The organism is Cryobacterium sp. TmT2-59 (assembly GCF_004403545.1).
GTDB lineage: Bacteria > Actinomycetota > Actinomycetes > Actinomycetales > Microbacteriaceae > Cryobacterium > Cryobacterium shii.
The window spans coordinates 1-12,678 of sequence record NZ_SOGM01000078.1 but is presented as its reverse complement, the minus strand read 5'-3'; the positions used below and the strand labels follow the sequence as shown (position 1 = coordinate 12,678).

At 65.6% G+C, this 12,678-nt stretch carries 7 protein-coding genes, 2 tRNA genes and 1 pseudogene; 1 reads left to right on the top strand and 9 read right to left on the bottom strand.

The window, feature by feature from the left end; genetic code table 11:
- The first annotated feature begins 67 nt into the window (after positions 1 to 67).
- Positions 68 to 2,788, top strand: a complete 2,721-nt coding sequence (gene adhE / locus E3T24_RS12145) for a bifunctional acetaldehyde-CoA/alcohol dehydrogenase (protein ID WP_134409794.1) — start codon at positions 68 to 70, stop codon at positions 2,786 to 2,788.
- Between the two features lie 102 nt (positions 2,789 to 2,890).
- Here adhE and E3T24_RS12140 read toward each other — a convergent pair whose 3' ends face one another.
- From E3T24_RS12140 to E3T24_RS12100, 9 genes and pseudogenes are all read right to left on the bottom strand, one after another.
- The gene (locus E3T24_RS12140; RefSeq protein ID WP_134366044.1) at positions 2,891 to 3,688 is read right to left on the bottom strand and encodes a maleylpyruvate isomerase family mycothiol-dependent enzyme; all 798 of its coding nucleotides are present in this window, start codon (positions 3,686 to 3,688) and stop codon (positions 2,891 to 2,893) included.
- A gap of 248 nt (positions 3,689 to 3,936) precedes the next feature.
- Complete coding sequence (locus E3T24_RS12135; RefSeq protein ID WP_134366045.1) at positions 3,937 to 4,716, bottom strand: ATP-binding cassette domain-containing protein; 780 nt, start codon at positions 4,714 to 4,716, stop codon at positions 3,937 to 3,939.
- Complete coding sequence (locus E3T24_RS12130) at positions 4,713 to 5,753, bottom strand: ABC transporter permease (RefSeq protein WP_134366046.1); 1,041 nt, start codon at positions 5,751 to 5,753, stop codon at positions 4,713 to 4,715. The genes E3T24_RS12135 and E3T24_RS12130 overlap by 4 nt, the downstream gene beginning before the upstream one ends.
- Positions 5,750 to 6,718 (bottom strand): sugar ABC transporter substrate-binding protein, encoded by a 969-nt coding sequence (locus E3T24_RS12125; protein WP_134366047.1) that lies wholly within the window; start codon positions 6,716 to 6,718, stop codon positions 5,750 to 5,752. Before E3T24_RS12125 ends, E3T24_RS12130 begins: the two co-directional genes overlap by 4 nt.
- A 130-nt stretch (positions 6,719 to 6,848) precedes the next feature.
- A tRNA-Met gene (locus tag E3T24_RS12120) sits at positions 6,849 to 6,925 on the bottom strand.
- 48 nt (positions 6,926 to 6,973) lie between these two features.
- Positions 6,974 to 9,346 carry an MMPL family transporter gene (locus E3T24_RS12115; protein WP_134434662.1) on the bottom strand — a complete coding sequence of 791 codons (2,373 nt, stop codon included), beginning with the start codon at positions 9,344 to 9,346 and terminating at the stop codon, positions 6,974 to 6,976.
- Positions 9,347 to 9,357: 11 nt separating this feature from the next.
- A tRNA-Met gene (locus tag E3T24_RS12110) sits at positions 9,358 to 9,434 on the bottom strand.
- Positions 9,435 to 9,569: 135 nt separating this feature from the next.
- Positions 9,570 to 12,464 (bottom strand): UPF0182 family protein, encoded by a 2,895-nt coding sequence (locus tag E3T24_RS12105; protein WP_174776550.1) that lies wholly within the window; start codon positions 12,462 to 12,464, stop codon positions 9,570 to 9,572.
- Between the two features lie 120 nt (positions 12,465 to 12,584).
- Positions 12,585 to 12,678, bottom strand: a pseudogene (locus tag E3T24_RS12100) (IS982 family transposase); the annotation flags it as partial.

The window sequence follows — 12,678 nt, the reverse complement described above, 5'->3', positions numbered from 1 at the left end:
CGTGCGGAGTCGTAGAGTTGTGTCAAGAGGCGATAAGCCCAAGTTGGGCCGCCCGAAAAGGGACACCATGACGATAACTGACAAGCCAGTAACCGAGTCGCTCGCAACTCAAATTGATTCACTGGTTAAAGCCGCACAGGTCGCGCTTTTGGATTACGCGAATTTCACGCAAGAACAAATCGATCACATCGTTAAGAAAGCATCCGTAGCAGCCCTCAGCAAGCACGCTGAGCTGGCAGTTCACGCAGTCGAAGAGACTGGACGCGGCGTCTTCGAAGACAAGGCCGTGAAGAACCTCTTCGCTTGTGAGCACGTTACGAACTCCATGCAGAACCTTAAAACAGTCGGCGTTATCAGCCACGACGAAATTAGCGGCATCACCGAAATCGCCGAGCCGGTCGGTGTTATCTGCGGGATCACCCCCGTCACCAACTGCACCTCGACCGCGATCTTCAAATCGCTGATCGCGCTTAAGACCCGCAACCCGATCATCTTCGGCTTCCACCCGGCAGCACAGCAGTCCTCCGCGGCCGCTGCGCGCGTCGTGCGTGACGCCGCGATCGCAGCCGGCGCACCCGCGAACTGTATCCAGTGGATCGAAATTCCCTCCCTCGAGGCCAGCACCCTGCTGATGAACCACCCGGGCGTGGCAACCATCCTCGCGACCGGTGGTAACGCCATGGTCCGCGCGGCCTACTCCTGTGGCAAGCCCGCCCTCGGCGTCGGTGCCGGCAACGTCCCGGCCTTCATCGAGAAGACGGCCAAGCTCAAGCGCGCCGTGAACGACGTCGTGCTCTCCAAGGCCTTCGACTACGGCATGATCTGCGCTTCGGAGCAGGCCGTCATCATCGAAGAGCCCCTCTACAACGAGGCCATGGTGGAATTCAAGCGCCTCCACGCCTACCTCGTGACCCCCGCCGAGAAGCTGCTCCTCGAAGACTTCATCTTCGGCGTCCAGGCCAACTCGACCAACTGCGGCGAGGCCAAGTTGAACGCCGCAGTCGTCGGCAAGTCGCCGGTCTGGATTGCCCAGCAGGCCGGATTCACGGTTCCCGAAGACACCTCGATCATCATGGTCGAGGTCAGCGGAGTCGGACCGCACGAGCCGATGACCCGCGAAAAGCTCGCGCCGGTTCTCGCCGTGCTGCACGCCAAGGACGCGGAAGAGGGCATCTCGCTCTCCGAGCAGATGGTTGAATTCGACGGCCTCGGCCACTCGGGCTCAATCCACAGCGAGGACCCGGCGATCATCGAGCAGTTCGGAATCCGCGTCAAGGCGGTCCGGATCATCACGAACGCACCGAGCTCGCTCGGTGGCATCGGCGACATCTACAACGCCTTCATCCCGTCGCTCACGCTCGGCTGTGGTTCGTACGGGCACAACTCCGTCTCGAACAACGTCTCGGCGATCAACCTCATCAACGTCAAGCGCATCGGCAGAAGGAACAACAACTTGCAGTGGTTCAAGGTTCCCGCGAAGACCTACTTCGAGCCGAACGCCATCCGTTACCTGTCGGACATGCGCAACGTGGAGCGCGTCACCATCGTGACCGACGCCACCATGACCAAGCTCGGCTTCGTCGACAAGATCCTTGACGTGCTCAACCGTCGCGAGAACCGCGTCTCCCTGCAGATCATCGACAACGTGCTCCCGGAGCCGACCGTCGCCGCCGTCACCAAGGGCGCAGAGGAAATGCGCGCCTTCAAGCCGGACACGATCATCGCCCTCGGCGGAGGTTCGCCGATGGACGCCGCCAAGGTGATGTGGCTGCTGTACGAACACCCCGAAATCGAATTCTCGGACATGAAGGAAAAGTTCTTCGACGTGCGCAAGCGCGCGTTCAAGTTCCCCGACCTGGGCGAACTGGCCAAGCTCGTCTGCATCCCGACTACCTCGGGTACCGGTTCTGAAATGACCCCCTTCGCCGTGATCACGGACGAGGTCAGCGGAGTGAAGTACCCGCTCGCCGACTACGCGCTCCTGCCGACCGTCGCCATCATCGACCCGTCGCTCACCGCAGCGATGCCGTCGTTCCTGGTCGCCGACTCGGGCTTCGACGCTCTGACGCACGCGACCGAGGCTTACGTCTCCGTCTACGCGAACGACTTCACCGACGGCCTGTGCCTGCACGCGATCAAGCTCATCTTCGAGAACATCGTCACGAGCGCCACCGGCACCTCGAACAGCACGGATGCCGCCGTGATCAAGTCGCGCGAGAAGATGCACAACGCCTCCTCGATCGCCGGTATGGCGTTCGGTAACGCGTTCCTGGGTATTTGCCACGCGATGGCTCACGTCACCGGTGCGCAGCTCCACCTCATCCACGGTCGGGTGAACGCAACGTACCTGCCGCACGTGATCCGTTACAACGGTCTCATCCCGACGAAGCTGACCAGCTGGCCCAAGTACGAGAGCTACATTGCTCCCGAGCGTTTCCAGCAGATCGCCAAGCACCTCGGCCTCCCGGCCTCGACGCCTGAAGAGGGCATCGAGTCCTATGCCCAGGCCGTCGAGAAGCTGCGCGACCAGGTCGGCATCAAGCCCTCCTTCCAGGCTCAGGGCGTCGATGAGCAGGACTTCATCGGTCGCCTCGATGCCCTCGCGATGGGCGCCTACGGCGACCAGTGTGCACCCGCCAACCCGCGGATGCCCATGCTCGCGGACATGAAGACGATCATGGAAGCCGCGTACTACGGCACCTCGTTCAACGAGGTCCGCGCCAACCGCGCGGCCGTCGCCGCCGCACCGGAGGAATCGAAGAAGCCGGCCCGCAAGGCAGGCAAGTAGTCTTCACCGCCTGATCGCACCACAAAGAACGGCCCCGCACCTGAACAGGTGCGGGGCCGTTCTTTAGGTGGCGTGTGCCGCCAGAGGATCAGTGCCAGCGGATCAGAGCTGGCGGATCAGAGCTGGCGGATCGAGCCAGCGGGCCGCGATCGGGGTCTCCCCCGTGCTCGAGGTGACTCCGGCCGACCCTCGACCGGAGGCCCAGGCCGTCAGGTCGACCAGGGTGCCCGACACGATTTCGGGAGCGGCGGCATCCGTCGGGCCCATGCCTGTCGGGAGCATATCCGCCGGGCCTACCGACGAGTCCGGGGCATCGGTCACGACCAGGCGCCGGTTCGCGTCCTCGCCCCGGCCGGCCCACGTGCGCTGGATGTCGCCGAGCAGGCGGTTGAGGACGGCTGCGGGCACATCACGGAACGAGCCTCCCTCGTTCAGGTCGACCGCGTGCACCCACAATTCGCGGGTGCGCATCCAGACCGTGTCCGAGACCAGGATCATGGCCCCCTGGCCGTTACGCACCGGGTACATCCGGCGATCCTTCGGCAGATCCCGCCAGGCCCGCTCGAGGAGGCCCGCCGACTCGCTGAAGGAGACACAGAGTTCATCGGGGCGGAGCTTGCTGTCCTTCTCAATCTCATCGTTCCGCACGTCTGCGGACGCGTACATCACGGTCTCGACGCCGGTCTCGGCCCAGAGCAGTAATCGGGTCATGGCGCGGGCGTTGGATGCCAGGTGCGCGACGACATGGCGCCTCGACCAGCCCGGAAGCAGCGAGTCGCCATCGAGTTCTGCGTCGGTGAGCCGGCCCAGTATGCGGGCTACGGCGGCCGTGCCGTGCCCGGCGAGCTGCAACTGCGCCCCCCAGCCGGAGATCTCGGCCGAATCGTGTACTGCGCCCATGGGACTCCCATCGGTGGTGCGATGCTGTGCTATCCACGATAAGCGAGCCCGCATCGGCACCCAAGTCGTGTTCGGCCAGGTCGAGGTTCCCCAACGACCAGGCCAGACGAACGCATATCTCAGGCCGCGGCACCACGCCTCCCCGCGGGACGGCGAACCAATTCGACGGAGATTTTTTCGAAAGAGCCTGATTTTCGTCTATTTCAGTGTTTATATGCCCGATTCGGTGAAAATCTCCGTCGAATTGGTTAGGGGCGCGGGCGCTCCAGCTCGTGCGCCAGCGCCTCGAGTTCGGCGCCGCCGGCCATCAGCGCGGTCATCTCCTCGATCGTGATCTCGCTCTTCAGGAACGCGCCCAGGCTCGTGCCGCGGTTCAGCAGCAGGAAACGGTCCCCCACGGGGTACGCATGGTGCGGGTTGTGGGTGATGAAGACAACGCCGAGGCCGCGGTCCCTGGCCCGGGCGATATAGGTGAGAACGACGCCGGCCTGTTTCACGCCCAGGGCGGAGGTGGGCTCGTCCAGGATCACGACTTTCGCCCCGAAATACACGGCACGCGCGATCGCCACGGACTGCCGCTCACCGCCGGAGAGGGTGCCGATCGGCTGGTCGACGTCGCGCAGCTCGATCCCCATCCGGGCCAGTTCGAGCCTGGTGACCTCACGCATCCGCGCTGCGTCGAGACGCCGGAACGGGCCACGTCCGCGCGTCAGCTCCGACCCGAGGAAGAAATTGCGCCACACCGGCATCAGGGGCACCACGCCGAGATCCTGGTACACGGTCGCGATGCCGAGGTCGAGTGCCTCACGGGGGTTGCGGAACGTGCGGGCCTCACCGTAGGCGAGCAGGGTGCCCTCCGAGTGCGGGTGGGCACCGGACAGGATCTTGATCAGCGTCGATTTTCCCGCGCCGTTGTCGCCCAGCACGCACAAGACCTCCCCGGCGCCGACCGACGCCGAGACGCCCTGCAGGGCCTGCACCGTTCCGTAGGACTTGCCGATGTCCTTCACCTCGAGGAGCGCGCTCACGAGCGGACTCCGGTCTGCTTGCGAACGTACAGGTTCACCAGCACGGCGAGCAGCAGCATCCCGCCGAGGAATGCCTTGAGCCAGTTGTTGTCCCACTGGGCGAACACGATGCCCTGCAGTGTCATGCCGTAGATCAGGGCGCCCAGGGCCGCCCCGATGGCCGACCCGTAGCCGCCGGTGAGCAGGCAGCCGCCGACGACGGCGCAGATGATGTAGATGAACTCCTGGCCGATCCCGGTCGTGGCCTGAACGGTCGACACGTCGAAGAGCTGCAGCATGCCCACCAGCCAGGCGGCGCCGGCGGTGGTCATGAAGAGCCCCAGCTTGACCTTGAGCACCGGCACGCCGGCCTGGCGCGAACTCGTGGCCTGGCCGCCGACGGCGAAGATCCAGTTGCCGCCCCTCGTGCGCAGCAGGACCCAGGTCGCCAGCAGTGTTAGGGCCATCCACCAGACGATCGAAATCTTGACGTCCATGCCCAGGAAGGCGAAGGACGACCCGAAGAAGACCCTGACCTGGTCGAAACCGGGGACCGAGCCCATGCCCTGGATCGCGACGGTGCCCGTCACGAGCTTCGTCACGGCAAGGTTGCACCCCTGCAGGATGAAGAACGTGGCCAGGGTCACGATGAAGCTCGGCAGGCCGGTCTTCATGACGATGAAGGCGTTTGCGGCACCGATCAGGAGCGCCACCGCCAGGGCCAGGGCCATCGCCAGCCAGATGTTGACGCCCCACTCGGTGGTGAGCACGCCGACGATCAGACCGGCGGTCCCCGTCATCGCACCGGCGGACAGGTCGAACTCGCCGCCGATCATCAGCAGTGCCACGGCTACGGCCATGATGCCGAACAGCGACGCGGAGTACAGCCAGGTCGAGATGCCGGCCGGCGACAGAAAAGTCGGCGTCGATACCGAGAAGAAGGTGAAGACCGCGAGGGCCGCCACTGCGGCACCGACTTCGGGCCGGCGCAGCAGCGTCACGAGCGGATGCTGCCGCTTTCGCCGTTCGTTCGTCGCCGCGACTGCGGTGAGGGTCATCTGGTGCCGTTCTTCGCGAACCTGGCCACCTGCGCCGCGTTCTCCTTCGTGACGAAGCCCGGGCCGGAATACACGGGCAGGCCGCCGCCGACGACGTCACCGTTGCGCTTCTGCAGGGTGAGGAACATCACGGGCAGGTAGCCCTGCGAATAGGGCTGCTGGTCGACCGCGAACAGCATCTTGTCGTCGAGGATCAGCCGGGTGACATCGGCGGACACGTCGAATGTGGCCAGCGCGGCGGTGCTCTTGGCTTCGTCGATCGCCTGGCTCGCGGCCACGGCCACCCCGGTCTGCAGGGTCAGGACACCGTCGATCGTCGGGTCGGCCAGGAGTTTGCTCTTGATGGTGTTCTGGGCATCCGCGAGGTTCGCGATGTCGACCTGCACGTTGCTGACGGTTCCGCCGAGCGTGTCAGCCGCGCCCCGGCAGCGCTCTTCGAGCCCCGAGTTGCCGGCCTCGTGGATGACGCAGATCACGTTCTTGAGATCGGCCTTCTTCAGCTGTTCGCCGGCGCCCTGGCCCGCGATGAACTCGCTCTGGCCGACGTGGGTCTGCGCCCCGAACTCCAGGGACCTCTCCAGGCCGGAGTTGATGGTGATCACCGGGATCCCGGCGGCAACGGCCTTCTCGACGGCGCTCTTCACGCCGTCCGGGTTGGCCATGGAGACGATCAGCCCGTCGGGCTTGGCCGCGATGGCCGCCTCGATCAGCTGGCTCTGCTTGACCGGGTCACCGTCGCCTTGATAGGTGACGGTCGCTCCGAGGTCTGTGCCGGCCTGCTCCGCACCGCTCTTCACGACGTCCCAGAAAGAGTCACCCGGGGTCCCGTGGGTGACCACGGCGATGGTGGTCTTCTCCCCCGACGCCGATCCCGCGTCGTTCGGGGCTGTGCCCGTGACGGAACATCCCGCGAGTGCCAGCGGCACGACACACAGAGCGGCGAACAGGGTGATCTTGAGCTTCATGTCTGAAATTTCCCGACTGTCGAGCGGTGGCCTGAAACAGGCGGAGGTTCGCCGTCGACCTGGTGCATTACGAACTTACTGGACGATGAAAGCAGAAAAGCCCCCGGAACCGTGAGGTTCCGGGGGCTGGTGGTTGCGGGGGCAGGATTTGAACCTACGACCTCTGGGTTATGAGCCCAGCGAGCTACCGAACTGCTCCACCCCGCGTTACAAGATCTAACTTACCACAGCCTCGGGCAGGTCCGGTTCCTCGTCTCAGCCGTGGTGCCGGCGTTCGAGCGCAGCGCCCTCCACATCGACGTTCGGCATGATTCGGTCGAGCCAGCGCGGGAGCCACCACGCCGACCGGCCCAGCAGGTGCATCAGGGCCGGCATCAGCAGCATCCGCACCAGGAAAGCGTCGATGAGCACTCCCAGCGCCAGCCCGAAACCGATCGAGCGGATCATCGTCGACTCGGAGAAGACGAAGCCGCCGAAGACCGAGACCATGATGAGCCCGGCAGCCGTGACCACCGAACGGCCGGCACGGAAGCCCCGGGCGACCGCGAGGCGGGCCGACGCACCGTGCACGTAGGCCTCGCGCATTCCGGGGGCCAGGAACAGCTGGTAGTCCATCGCCAGGCCGAAGAGAACACCGACGAGGATCACCGGCAGGAAGCTCAGGATCGGACCGGTGTGGACGCCGAGAACGTCCGAGAACCAGCCCCACTGGAAGACCGCGACTGTCGCGCCGTAGGTGGCGAACAACGACAGGATGAACCCGCCCGTCGCGATCACAGGCACCAGGATCGAGCGGAACACGAGGATCATGATCAGCAGGGACAGACCGACGACCACCGCGAGGTAGGTCGGAAGCACATCCGCGAGGTTCTCGGAGATGTCGATGTTGATGGCCGCCTGCCCCGCGACGCCGAGCGTGATGTCGCCGTCGACGGGCGGCATCGAGCGGATGTCCCGCACGAGCTGCTCGGTCGACACACTGTTCGGTCCCGCGGCGGGCACGACCTGGAAGGCCGCGAGCCTTTTGTCCTTTGAAACGACGATCGGAGCGACCCCGACCACGTCGTTCTGCTCGGCGAGCGTGCGCGCGACGGTGACCTGTGCCTCGAGCTCCCGCGCGTCGTCGAGTCCCTCCGGCAGCGTGGCCGTGACGAGCAGCGGGCCGGTGGCTCCGGCCCCGAAGCTTTCCTCGGTGGCCATGAATGCCCGGTACGAGGCCGAGTCGACCGGCTCGGCCGAGCCGTCGGGCAGGCCGACCCGCATCGAGAGGGAGGGGATTGCGACGATCAGCAGGACCGCGCACGTTGCCAGCACGGTGACGACGGCGCGCCAGGTCCGCATCGGCTTCGCCCTGATGTCTTCGTGGTGCTCTTCACCGATGCGGGCGCGAGCGCGGCGGCCGAGCACGCGCTCACCGAGCAGTCCGAGGATCGCGGGGGTGAGGCTGATCGCGATGATCACGGCGACGGCCACGGCCACGGCGCCGACGGTGCCCATCAGGCCGAGGAAGGGAACGCCGGTGACGTTCAGGGCGAGCAGTGCCACGATGACCGTGGTCCCCGCGAAGACCACCGCATTACCGGCGGTGCCGTTCGCCAGTCCGATCGATTCACGCGGCTCGGCGCCCTGCAGCAGCTGCTTGCGGTGCCGGTTGATCACGAAGAGGGAATAGTCGATGCCGACCGCGAGCCCGAGCATGACTCCGAGGAACGGGGTGACCGAGGCCATCGGCACGACCCCGGAGAACGCGAGCGCGCCGAGGGAGGCGATCGCGACGCCCACCAGCGCCGTGACGAGCGGCAGGGCTGCGGCGACCACCGAGCCGAGCATGACGAGCAGGATGATCCCCGCGAACTCGACGCCCACGATTTCACCGACGCCGATGAGCTGGGGAACGCTCTGCGCGATATCGGAGGAGAACGAGACCCGGGTGCCGTCGATCGGTTCGGAGTCGAAGTAGTCGATGACGGCCTGCTTGGACGTCTCCTCCAGCTTCAGGCGGGGTTCGGAGAACGCGACGTTCACGAGGGCGGCCGCGCCGTCCGCCGAAACCACGCGGATGCCCTCGGAGAGGTCAAGCAGCACGGCGCCGCGTTCGATCTTCTCCGTCTGAAGTTGGAGCTCCGCGCGCGAGGCATCGAGTGTGGCCTGCTGATCGTCCAGCTGCGGCACCCCGGCGCCGAGCTGCGCCTGCTGTGTCTCCAACGCGGACAGCTGTTCGGCGGGCAGGTTCGGCTGCTTCAAGGCCTGGTCAAGCTGGGTCTGCGCCGCGGCGAGCTGAGCGCGGGCAGCATCGAGCTGGGCCTGCCCTGCATCGAGCTGGGCGCGCCCGGCGCCGAGCTGGCTGCGCCCGTCGGCGATTTGCTGCACCCGGTCGGCCCGCTGCTGCTCGGCCTCGAACGGGTCGATGACGTCGGCGACGTCCGGCAGGTCGCCGCCGCCGGCGACGAGGGCGCTGATCTGCTCACGTTGCTCGCTGCTGAGCGCCGAGCCGTCCGTCGTCTCGAAGACCACGGTGCCGGACGCGCCGGCGAACTCGGGAAGCTGCTTCTCGAGCGCATCGATCACGGCGCCGGACGCGGTGCCGGGGACAAAAAAACCGGCCCAGCATTTCTGCTGGACCGGCATTTTTCTTGCGCTGGTTGCGGGGGCAGGATTTGAACCTACGACCTCTGGGTTATGAGCCCAGCGAGCTACCGAACTGCTCCACCCCGCGCTACAAGATCCAGTTTACCACAGCCTCGCAAGCGGTCGGACCACACCAGGGGTTCCAACGGATGCGCCGAGCGGGTGGTGCGCCGTTCCGCTCGTGGCAGGCCACGAGCGGAACGGCGCACCACCCGCTCTCGTACTACTGGCCGAGCAGCGTCAGCATCTGGCCGATCGCGTCGGTCAGCTTCTTGTCCGCCACCCCGTAGGCCGTGAAGTCACCGACGGCCAGCGCCGCCTGCTTGTCGGTCATGGCCAGCTTGGCCTCCGCGAGGAGGGACCGGAGCCGGGCATCCTTCACCGGGTCTCCGGTCGAGGTCGACGGGGTGGTGCCGGTCGTCGGGGTCTCACCCGTCGTCGGCGGCACCGAGGTGTCGCCGGCGTTCGCGCCGGACTCGCCACCGAACAGCACGTTCAGGGCCTTGTCGAGCGTGTCCTCGAACGCGATCTGGTCTCCGAACGCGACGAGCACCTTCTGCAACAGCGGGTAGCTGGTCTCACCCGTCGACTGCACGTAGACGGGCTGCACGTAGAGCAGACCTCCACCGACGGGCAGGGTGAGCAGGTTTCCGTTGAGCACCTTCGACTGGCCCTGCTTCAGCAGGTTCAGTTGGGTGGAGACGGTCGGGTCGGCGTTGAACTTGGCCTGAACCTGACCCGGGCCCGGCACGGTGACGTCCTTCGGCAGCGTGAGCAGCCTCATCTTGCCGTAGCCGTCCGCTCGCTGACCGTCCTTGGCCCCGGCATCCGCATCGACTGCCAGATAGCCGGTGAGCACGTTTCGGCTGGTCGCACCGCTCGCGTCGGGAATGAACGTCGAGTAGAGCGAGAACGACGGCGCATCAGAGCCCGGGACCTGCATGGTGAGGTAGTACGGCGGCTGAAGGGTCGTGTTCGTCGACGGGGACACCGGGTCGTTCGGGGTGGTCCATGCGTCGTCGACCGAGTAGAAGGACCCGGGGTCGGTGACGTGGTACTTGCCCAGGACCTTGCGCTGCACCTTGAACATGTCAGCCGGGTAGCGCACGTGGCTCATCAGTTCGCCGCTCATCTGGCTCATCGGCTTGATCGTGGCCGGGAAGATCTTCTGCCACGTCTTCAGAAGCGGATCTTCTTTGTCCCAGGCGTACAGGGTGACCGAGCCGTCGTAAGCGTCGACCGTGGCCTTGACCGAGTTGCGCATGTAGTTGATCTTGTCCAGGGCGAACGGCTGGGGCGGTGTTTCCGTGTCCGCGATCGCGTCGCTCAGACCCACCGAGGTGGAGTACGGGTAGCTGGCCGAGGTCGTGTAGCCGTCGACGATCCACTTGACCTTGCCGTCGACGATCGACGGGTAGGCGTCGGAGTCGAGGGTGAGGTACGGGGCGACTTTCTGCACCCGCGTGACCGGGTCGCGGTCGTAGAGGATCTGCGACTTCTCGTTCACGTCGTTGGCGAGGAAGATCTGCTCCGACTGGAACTTGAGAGCGTAGATCAGTTTGTTGAACGCGTTGTCGAGCTTCGGCCCGCCGTCACCGGTGAAGGTCGTGTAGGTCTGTTGGGCGCCCTCCGTGCCCGACGGGTAGTCCAGCTCGACCGGCTTGCTGCCCTCGGGCGCTCCGACGATGGAATAGGGAGCGGACGTCTCACCGAAGTAGATCCGCGGTTCATACTCGGGCAGTGAACCCTTGGTGGGGATGCCTGACTCGAGGAAGACCGGCTGGCCGTCGGCCGAACGCTGGTTGCCGTAGGCCGCGACGACCCCGTAGCCGTGCGTGTACACGACGGTGGAGTTGACCCAGGTGTTGCCGGCGTTCAGCCCGGACAATTTGAGGTCACGCACGGTGACCACGGTGTCCTGGGATTTCCCGTCGATCGTGTAGCGGTCCACGTCGAGGTTCTGCGGGAACTGGTAGTACTGCTTGAACTGCTCCAGCTGGGAGAACGCGTCGCTGACCAGGGCCGGGTCGAGGATGCGGATGTTCGCGGTCGTCTCCGCGTCGGAGCGGAGGGCGCCCGGCTCGGCCGTCGTGGTCGCGTTGTAGGGCACCTCCTTCACATCGGCCAGATCGTACGCATCCCGGGTGAGGTCGATGTTGCGCTGGATGTACTCACGCTCGAGCGTCTTGGCGCTCGGGTCGACCTGGAAGCGCTGCACGACCCACGGGTACAGGGAGCCGAGCAGAAGGCTGCTCACGATCAGCAGCGCGGTTCCGATCACCGGCAGACGCCAGCGGCCGATGACGGCCGTGACGAGGAACAGGATGGCGACGACGGCCGCGATGCCGGCCAGGATGGCCCGCCCGGGGATGGTGGCGTTGACGTCCGTGTAGCCGGCGCCGGTGATCAGGTCGTTCGTGTTGGTGAGCGTGGAGTACTGGTCCAGCCAGATACTCGCGGCCTGCAGCAGGAGGTAGACGCTGGCCGTGACCGCGATCTGGATGCGGGCAGCCTTGGAGACGAGCACATCGCGCCCGCTCACCCGGATCGAACCGTACAGGTAACTCGTGGCCGCCGCGACCAGGGTCGCGATGAGAACCACGGCCGAGGCGAAGCCGAGAACGGCCTGGAAGAAGGGCAGGTCGAACATGTAGAAGGAGACGTCGAATTTGAACTGGGGGTCGACCCGGCCGGTATCCGTGCGGTTCAGCCACATCAGCACGACCTGCCAGCGGGTCGCGGCGGCGACGCCGGCGAAGAGGCCGAGTAGGGCGGGGATGCCGTACATGGCCAGTCGGCGCAGCGGCTCGATGACCTGCTGGTAGCGGTCGAGCTGCGAGTTGAGCTTCGCGTACACGGGTCGGAACCGGTAGGCGATCTGGATGCTCACCCACACCGGCACGGCCATCGCCACGAAGCCGACGAGGAACAAAACGGCCCCGGCGATCCACTGCGTGGTCAGAACGCTGAGGAACCCGAGCTGGTCGAACCAGAGGACGTCGGCGTAGAACCCGGCGAACACGAAAAAGGCGATCACCAGCCCCGCGATGATCGCTGCCGTGATGGCAAGCGGAGCGCGACTCCGCTGGGGACTGCGTCCGGATGATTGTGACGTCACGAATTGGCCTCTTGATCTCGAAATCGGCGGTCAACCTTCATCTTAGACAGGCCCGCCGAACGAATACCCCACGTTCGCTGGGGGCTCACTCAACGTTCGCTGCTGCTAGATGAGTGAGTCCTAATGGTCGTAGGCGATGAGGGATCGTTTGTTGGGTGTTCCGAGGAGCCAGTTGTGCCAGATTCCGGCGGCGAGGGCGAGTAGTCGGCCGGCG

Coding starts and splice junctions, on each gene's coding strand:
- adhE (WP_134409794.1), top strand. CDS start 68: ATGACGATAACTGACAAGCCAGTAACCGAGTCGCTCGCAACTCAAATT.
- E3T24_RS12125 (WP_134366047.1), bottom strand. CDS start 6,718: ATGAAGCTCAAGATCACCCTGTTCGCCGCTCTGTGTGTCGTGCCGCTG.
- E3T24_RS12140 (WP_134366044.1), bottom strand. CDS start 3,688: ATGGGCGCAGTACACGATTCGGCCGAGATCTCCGGCTGGGGGGCGCAG.
- E3T24_RS12130 (WP_134366046.1), bottom strand. CDS start 5,753: ATGACCCTCACCGCAGTCGCGGCGACGAACGAACGGCGAAAGCGGCAG.
- E3T24_RS12115 (WP_134434662.1), bottom strand. CDS start 9,346: ATGCCGGTCCAGCAGAAATGCTGGGCCGGTTTTTTTGTCCCCGGCACC.